The sequence below is a fragment of the Methanohalobium sp. genome (assembly GCF_018609725.1).
Taxonomy (GTDB): domain Archaea; phylum Halobacteriota; class Methanosarcinia; order Methanosarcinales; family Methanosarcinaceae; genus Methanohalobium.
On sequence record NZ_JAHENT010000137.1, the window covers coordinates 1 to 5,500 of the forward strand.

Consider the following 5,500-nt stretch of genomic DNA (forward strand, 5'->3'; position numbering starts at 1 on the left):
CTCCTGATAGTGGATATCTGAATGACTGGAGGTAATTCATGACGTTTGATGATCTGTCGATATCTTTAATGACAGTTTCTATTAGTGGTTCAACAAATAGCCGATGTACACGCCCAAACATCTGACTGCTTTCAGTGTCAATTCTTGAATAATATCCCTTGTTGTAGAAAAAGTCAAGTTCTGGTTCGATAATGGGATATAAAAGTTTGGCTGGTAGGTATTTATCATAGGTTTTTATATCCGCATCGTGAAATGCGATGGCGTACCCATACAAACTTGCCACACCAATAGCTATCCAGACATCTTTACCTTTACCAGAAAAAGATGTGATATCAAGTTCTTTTTCTTTCATATCTTCCAATATATTCTGTATTCTTGGGCCGTTACACCACACAACAATGTGCGGTATTTCCAGCTGTCCGAAAAAGTCCAGAACTTCTCTGTACTGGGTTGAGTTTTCAGCTGAAAGTGCAATTGTTATTTGTTTTAGGTAACTGCTTTTATTTAGCTGGTTAACTATAAGTTGTAATGAATCGCTTTTGATTTCATCATAAAGCATTGGTATAATGACCACACCGGGTCTAACAAGCGATAATCTACTTATGCGTTCGGTAATTTTTTGTCCGTTTATACTGTAATCATGGATAGTTGTAATCCTTTCCTGAGAAAAATCCATTAATCAACCCCACAACTAAAACCCTATTAATGATTATAAGTATATCAGTTACTTTTTAAGTAACTATCTACGTTTAACAAACCATGTTTATATAATTACAATTAGGGTCATCCAGAATTAAATATGTTTGTGATGAGATACTTTTTATAAAAAAAATATAATAAAAGTTTAGAAAGAGCCTTGTTTAAAAAATAGTTATAAGAGGCGAAAGCCCCTCTTTAAAATTTATTCGTTGCCCAGTTTTTTGTTGAAATATTTATCGTAAGCGGACATATCAAAGTGTCCGTGTCCACTCAGGTTAAAAAGAATGGTCTTTTCTTCACCGGTTTCTCTGCATTTTGATGCTTCGTCCATTGCACATTTTATGGCGTGGGATGATTCAGGTGCTGGCACAATACCTTCAGTTCTGGCGAATTTAACAGCAGAATCAAAAATCTCAACCTGGTGGTAGTTTCTGCCTTTCATCAATCCGTCATCATATAATCTGCTTATAATTGGTGAACATCCATGATATCTTAGTCCTCCCGAGTGAATGGACGGTGGTACAAAATCATGCCCCAGTGTGTACATTTTAAGCAGTGGAGTCATCATTGCAGTATCGCCTGAATCGTATTTAAAGCTCCCTTCTGTAAGAGTGGGGCAGGCAGATGGTTCAACACCTATTATTTCTGGGTCATGTTTTTTGTCTATCTTATCTTTAAGATACGGGAAACTGATTCCTGCAAGATTACTGCCTCCACCACAACATCCTATGACAGTATCCGGATATTCATCAACTTTTTCTAACTGTTTCTGGGATTCAAGACCTATAACTGTTTGGTGTAGCATTACGTGATTTAAAACACTTCCAAGAGCATATTTTGTATTATCGTTTTCTGATGCATCTTCAATAGCTTCACTGATGGCAATACCAAGACTTCCTGTTGTGTCGGGATATTGTTCGAGGAATTGTTGTCCAAATTTAGTTTCTTTACTGGGTGATGGAATAACAGTTGCTCCCCAGAGGTTGATTAATGATTTTCTGAAGGGTTTTTGTTCAAAACTGGAGCGTACCATATAAACCTTGCATTCCAAGTCAAAATAGTTGCAGGCAAGTGATAATGCACTACCCCATTGTCCTGCACCGGTTTCTGTGGTTACCCTTTCATTACCTTCTTTCATGTTGTAGTATACCTGTGCAATCGAGGTGTTGGGTTTGTGACTGCCTGCAGGGCTTACTCCTTCATTTTTGTAATAGATTTTTGCAGGGGTGTCCAGCAATTTTTCAAGTTTATGGGCACGATGAAGTGGTGAGGGTCTCCATAACTTGTAGATTTCGCGAATTTCTTCAGGAATATCTATATAATTTTCAGAAGACATTTCCTGCTCAATTAATGATTTTGGAAATATTGATTCCAGTTCTTCTGGTTTTATTGGTTCATTTGTTTCAGGGTTAAGTGGTGGTTCAACAGGTGTAGTTAGGTCTGGCAATATATTGTACCACTGCTTTGGCATTTCATTTTCATCAAGTAAAATTTTTGTTTGTTCCATAGCAATCACTTATAAATTCATTATTGTAAATATTAGTACATTGGTGTAGTTGATTTATTATAAATCCATTTTGTTAACCGGTTTTAAATGCATTTTTCCGTGATTTTGATGGTTTTATTAACAACATCTACTGCTGATTTGCCCAGTAAACGAATCATAGGTTCTTTACCAATACCGCCTTTATCATATATTGCGTCAGGTACAGTACCATAAGAACTTATTGCAAATGTAACTCCCCAATCCATTGTGCTGGTTTCTTCTGGCTCATCAGCACGGTTGAATGACGAAATATAATATCCAAGCTCGTTGCAAATATCCAATATCCTTGGAGTATATTTAATATTGATAGCAGACCTTATTTCTGGGTTAAATTTCATAGCCGCAAGAACAATCCTTGCAACATGACTGCTTGCTCCAAAATCAATAGATCCGACTGATTTTGGATGTTTTTTTAGATGTACAATTCGTCCCTCTACAGCAGCAACATCTGATATTTCTGATGCGTTTGGAATCGCCATTGCTATATTGCTTCCCACTTCAGGTATAAGATTTGTAAACGCCTGATTGTTCTGTAACAGGTCCAGTGCATCCATTGAATTCTGGATTACTTTATAGCGTTCAGAATTGTTATGTAAATCTGCTAACTGGTTTACCGGATTAACACCATTTCCTATATTAAGGCTTTCTTTTATGGCGTTTTCAACAAACTGTTTTGCATATTTTGCAGCATCATCAAGGTTGAATCCTTTATTTAGATAAGATACAATTGCTGATGAATAGGTACATCCTGAACCATGGGTACCGCCTTCAACAAATGAACCGTATATTACTGTAAAATCATCGTTTTCGTAATCATAAACAAAGTCACAAGCTTCAAGATGACCACCGGTAATTATCACATTACATTTTCCCTTTTCAGCAATTTTTCTGGCGGCATTACGTGCGTCATTCAAATCCTTTATGTATATACCAGAAAGCTTGTAGGCTTCCTCTATGTTTGGGGTTACAATTTTACACAAAGGCAGCAATTCATCAGTCAAAAGCGAGATTGCATCTTCCTTAAGTAGCGTGCCTCCTGCCTGTGCAGCCATTACTGGATCAAGAACAATCGAGAGGTTATATTTTTTGATTGAATCTGCAACGGTTTTTACGATTTCATTTGATCCAAGCATTCCGGTTTTAGCCCATCCGACGTTCATATCCTTGCATACAGCATCAATCTGTTCAGAAACTACATTTGTTGGCAGGTCGTAAGAAGATATTACACCTTCTGTATTCTGGGCTGTAACCGATGTAATGGCACAGGCTCCATAAACACCAATAGCAGCAAAAGTTTTTGTATCCGCTTCTATTCCTGCACCTCCACCAGAATCCGAACCAGCAATTGTAAATGCAACCGGTATTTTATCCATATTATCCACCTTTTAAATCATGTTAATGTACTTTTTGTTAAATAACCTGCGGAATAGTAAAATTATAAATAACAATTTTATCGAAAATAAATTCATACTGTTTGTCTGTTGTTTCGATAATTATATATACTGCATAAACAACATTGAAGCAGCAAAAATTACAAAACAATCGATTATATTAATAAGATTAATAATTTACATACGAATAAATGTCTATTTTATAAATAATTGGATGGTTAAATATGGGTAATAGACCTCTGGATATACTGAATAATGCGTTGAATACACCAGTAATCGTGCGGTTGAGAGGTTCACGGGAGTTTAGAGGCGAACTCCAGGGATATGATGTGCATATGAACCTTGTTCTTGATAATGCAGAAGAGCTAAATGACGGGGAAATCGTTCGCAAACTTGGTAGTGTAGTGATAAGAGGAGATAATGTAGTATATGTATCTCCATGATTATAAAAATAACATGACAAATTAAATTGAGGTTTATTAATCAGGTGGTATTAAATGAGTAAAGGAACTGAATCATTTGGAAAAAGACAAAAACGGACACATACAAAATGTAGAAGATGTGGTAGCATGTCATTCAACGTACGAGACAAAGAGTGCAAATCATGTGGGTTTGGTAAAACTAAACGAATGAGAAGCTATAACTGGAATAAAAACTAAACGCTAATTATTTATAAATTAACCCCTATAAAAAACGATAGAGATTTAAATGAAAGAAGAATGCGGTGTAGTAGGAGTGGTTTTGCCTGAAGCAGAACCACAATCAAATTCATCCGCTTTTCAAATCTATTACGGATTATATGCGCTACAGCACCGGGGTCAGGAATCTACAGGTATAACAATCCATAATGGCTGTTCTGCAAATTCTATTAAAGGGATGGGTCTTGTACCCGAAGTATATGTTAAGGACGACCTTAAAAACCTGACCGGGAATGTAGGCATCGGGCATGTGAGATATTCTACATCTGGAAATTCCGGAATTGAAAACTGTCAACCATTGGTTGTTAATTTTAAAGGTGGGACTGTCGCCATAGCGCATAACGGCAATCTTGTAAACGCTTGTGAACTCAGGGATGAACTGGAATCTGAAGGTCGTATTTTTATAACAGATTCAGATACCGAAGTCATAGCCCATTTACTTGTAAAACAGCTTTTAAAGCACAACATTCTTGATTCGATTCGTCAGGTGATGCAACGGCTTGTAGGGTCTTACTCTCTTACAATTTTAATCGATGGTCAGTTGATAGCTGTAAGAGACCCATTGGGTATTAAACCTCTTTGTATTGGAGAAGTTGAAGGTGGTTATGCAGTTGCATCCGAAAGTGTAGCAATCGATACACTCAATGGCAAACTGTTAAGGGATGCATACCCCGGTGAGGTTCTTTTCTTTAATGATGGCGAAATGGAAAGTTATCAATTGGATAATGAAAAAAGGTCAGCTCACTGTGTTTTTGAATACATCTATTTTGCACGTCCAGATTCAATAATCGACGGCAAACTGGTTTATAAAGTTAGAGAAAAAATCGGTCGGGTTCTTGCGGATGAACATCCAGTAGAATCTGATGTAGTATCACCCGTGCCTGATTCAGGAATAACTTCTGCGATAGGATATTCCAAAGAATCAGGTATCAAATACAGTGAAGGTTTGATGAAAAACCGATACATAGGCCGAACTTTTATATTACCGGGACAGGAAATGCGTGAGATAGCAGTACGGCTTAAAATGAATACTATTTCTGATAATATTGATGGGGAACGGTTAATTTTAATCGATGACAGTATTGTACGTGGGACTACATCTAGGCGAATTGTCAATATGATTCGTGATTCAGGAGCCAAAGAAGTTCATGCAAGAATAGGAAGCC

5 protein-coding genes and 1 pseudogene are annotated in these 5,500 nt (G+C 37.0%); 3 read left to right on the plus strand and 3 right to left on the minus strand.

What is annotated here, in order from left to right; all coding sequences use genetic code 11:
• The 3 genes and pseudogenes from QZ276_RS09300 to thiD form a co-directional block, all read right to left on the minus strand.
• Nucleotides 1-676 (minus strand): annotated as a pseudogene (locus QZ276_RS09300) (glucosyl-3-phosphoglycerate synthase); the annotation flags it as partial.
• 225 nt (nt 677-901) lie between these two features.
• The gene (locus QZ276_RS09305) at nt 902-2,206 is read right to left on the minus strand and encodes a TrpB-like pyridoxal phosphate-dependent enzyme (protein ID WP_292487382.1); all 1,305 of its coding nucleotides are present in this window, start codon (nt 2,204-2,206) and stop codon (nt 902-904) included.
• An 83-nt stretch (nt 2,207-2,289) separates the two neighbouring features.
• Nucleotides 2,290-3,618, minus strand: coding sequence for a bifunctional hydroxymethylpyrimidine kinase/phosphomethylpyrimidine kinase (gene thiD / locus QZ276_RS09310; protein ID WP_292487384.1), 1,329 nt, complete (start codon nt 3,616-3,618; stop codon nt 2,290-2,292).
• A gap of 242 nt (nt 3,619-3,860) precedes the next feature.
• Between thiD and QZ276_RS09315 the strand changes: the two genes are divergently transcribed.
• The 3 genes from QZ276_RS09315 to purF all read left to right on the plus strand — a co-directional run.
• Nucleotides 3,861-4,079, plus strand: coding sequence for an LSm family protein (locus tag QZ276_RS09315; protein WP_013193682.1), 219 nt, complete (start codon nt 3,861-3,863; stop codon nt 4,077-4,079).
• Nucleotides 4,080-4,133: 54 nt separating this feature from the next.
• On the plus strand, nt 4,134-4,295 hold the full coding sequence (locus QZ276_RS09320; RefSeq protein ID WP_013193683.1) for a 50S ribosomal protein L37e: 162 nt from the start codon (nt 4,134-4,136) through the stop codon (nt 4,293-4,295).
• A 49-nt stretch (nt 4,296-4,344) separates the two neighbouring features.
• A partial coding sequence (purF, locus tag QZ276_RS09325) for an amidophosphoribosyltransferase (RefSeq protein ID WP_292487386.1) occupies nt 4,345-5,500 on the plus strand: 1,156 nt, incomplete at its 3' end.

Coding starts and splice junctions, on each gene's coding strand:
- QZ276_RS09305 (WP_292487382.1), bottom strand. CDS start 2,206: ATGGAACAAACAAAAATTTTACTTGATGAAAATGAAATGCCAAAGCAG.
- thiD (WP_292487384.1), bottom strand. CDS start 3,618: ATGGATAAAATACCGGTTGCATTTACAATTGCTGGTTCGGATTCTGGT.
- QZ276_RS09315 (WP_013193682.1), top strand. CDS start 3,861: ATGGGTAATAGACCTCTGGATATACTGAATAATGCGTTGAATACACCA.
- QZ276_RS09320 (WP_013193683.1), top strand. CDS start 4,134: ATGAGTAAAGGAACTGAATCATTTGGAAAAAGACAAAAACGGACACAT.